The sequence below is a fragment of the Streptomyces sp. col6 genome, from assembly GCF_008042035.1.
Lineage (GTDB): Bacteria > Actinomycetota > Actinomycetes > Streptomycetales > Streptomycetaceae > Streptomyces.
Map to the genome: position 1 here is coordinate 1 of NZ_RDBL01000026.1, position 2152 is coordinate 2152.

The window sequence follows — 2152 nt, forward strand, 5'->3', positions numbered from 1 at the left end:
AACACAGTGGACGCGAGCAACTGAGGACAAGCCCTCGGCCTATTAGTACCAGTCAGCTCCACCCGTTACCGGGCTTCCACATCTGGCCTATCAACCCAGTCGTCTACTGGGAGCCTTAACCCTTCAAGAGGGTGGGAATACTCATCTCGAAGCAGGCTTCCCGCTTAGATGCTTTCAGCGGTTATCCTTTCCGAACGTAGCCAACCAGCCATGCCCTTGGCAGAACAACTGGCACACCAGAGGTTCGTCCGTCCCGGTCCTCTCGTACTAGGGACAGCCCTTCTCAATATTCCTACGCGCACAGCGGATAGGGACCGAACTGTCTCACGACGTTCTAAACCCAGCTCGCGTACCGCTTTAATGGGCGAACAGCCCAACCCTTGGGACCGACTCCAGCCCCAGGATGCGACGAGCCGACATCGAGGTGCCAAACCATCCCGTCGATATGGACTCTTGGGGAAGATCAGCCTGTTATCCCCGGGGTACCTTTTATCCGTTGAGCGACAGCGCTTCCACAAGCCACTGCCGGATCACTAGTCCCGACTTTCGTCCCTGCTCGACCCGTCGGTCTCACAGTCAAGCTCCCTTGTGCACTTACACTCAACACCTGATTGCCAACCAGGCTGAGGGAACCTTTGGGCGCCTCCGTTACTCTTTAGGAGGCAACCGCCCCAGTTAAACTACCCATCAGACACTGTCCCTGATCCGGATCACGGACCCAGGTTAGACATCCAGCACGACCAGAGTGGTATTTCAACGACGACTCCACAACCACTGGCGTGGCCGCTTCAAAGTCTCCCACCTATCCTACACAAGCCGAACCGAACACCAATATCAAACTATAGTAAAGGTCCCGGGGTCTTTCCGTCCTGCTGCGCGAAACGAGCATCTTTACTCGTAGTGCAATTTCACCGGGCCTATGGTTGAGACAGTCGAGAAGTCGTTACGCCATTCGTGCAGGTCGGAACTTACCCGACAAGGAATTTCGCTACCTTAGGATGGTTATAGTTACCACCGCCGTTTACTGGCGCTTAAGTTCTCAGCTTCGCCACCCCGAAAGGCAGCTAACCGGTCCCCTTAACGTTCCAGCACCGGGCAGGCGTCAGTCCGTATACATCGCCTTACGGCTTCGCACGGACCTGTGTTTTTAGTAAACAGTCGCTTCTCGCTGGTCTCTGCGGCCACCCCCAGCTCAGGAAGCAAGTTCCYTCACCAGTGATGGCCCCCCTTCTCCCGAAGTTACGGGGGCATTTTGCCGAGTTCCTTAACCATAGTTCACCCGAACGCCTCGGTATTCTCTACCTGACCACCTGAGTCGGTTTAGGGTACGGGCCGCCATGAAACTCGCTAGAGGCTTTTCTCGACAGCATAGGATCATCCACTTCACCACAATCGGCTCGGCATCAGGTCTCAGCCTCATATGTGTGACGGATTTACCTACCACACGGCCTACACCCTTACCCCGGGACAACCACCGCCCGGGTTGGACTACCTTCCTGCGTCACCCCTGGTTCYTCGGCTCCACCACTACCCTCAACTCCGAAGAGATCGGGCCGGCTTCACGGACTTAGCATTAATGGGCTCAGTATTGGGCGTTTCAAAGCGGGTACCGGAATATCAACCGGTTGTCCATCGACTACGCCTGTCGGCCTCGCCTTAGGTCCCGACTTACCCTGGGCAGATCAGCTTGACCCAGGAACCCTTAGTCAATCGGCGCACACGTTTCTCACGTGTGTATCGCTACTCATGCCTGCATTCTCACTCGTGAACCGTCCACAACTCGCTTCCGCGGCTGCTTCACCCGGCACACGACGCTCCCCTACCCATCCACACAGGCGTTGGCCCTATTGTGTGAATGACACGACTTCGGCGGTACGCTTGAGCCCCGCTACATTGTCGGCGCGGAATCACTTGACCAGTGAGCTATTACGCACTCTTTCAAGGGTGGCTGCTTCTAAGCCAACCTCCTGGTTGTCTCTGCGACTCCACATCCTTTCCCACTTAGCGTACGCTTAGGGGCCTTAGTCGATGCTCTGGGCTGTTTCCCTCTCGACCATGGAGCTTATCCCCCACAGTCTCACTGCCGCGCTCTCACTTACCGGCATTCGGAGTTTGGCTAAGGTCAGTAACCCGGTAGGGCCCATCGCCTATC

At 56.3% G+C, this 2152-nt stretch carries 1 other annotated feature (cut by a window edge).

Annotated elements, in window-relative coordinates:
- Positions 1 to 22: 22 nt before the first annotated feature.
- Positions 23 to 2152: a sequence feature (mutual gap in cmsearch alignment for this rRNA model is longer than 100), on the reverse strand (it continues 1723 nt past the right edge of the window).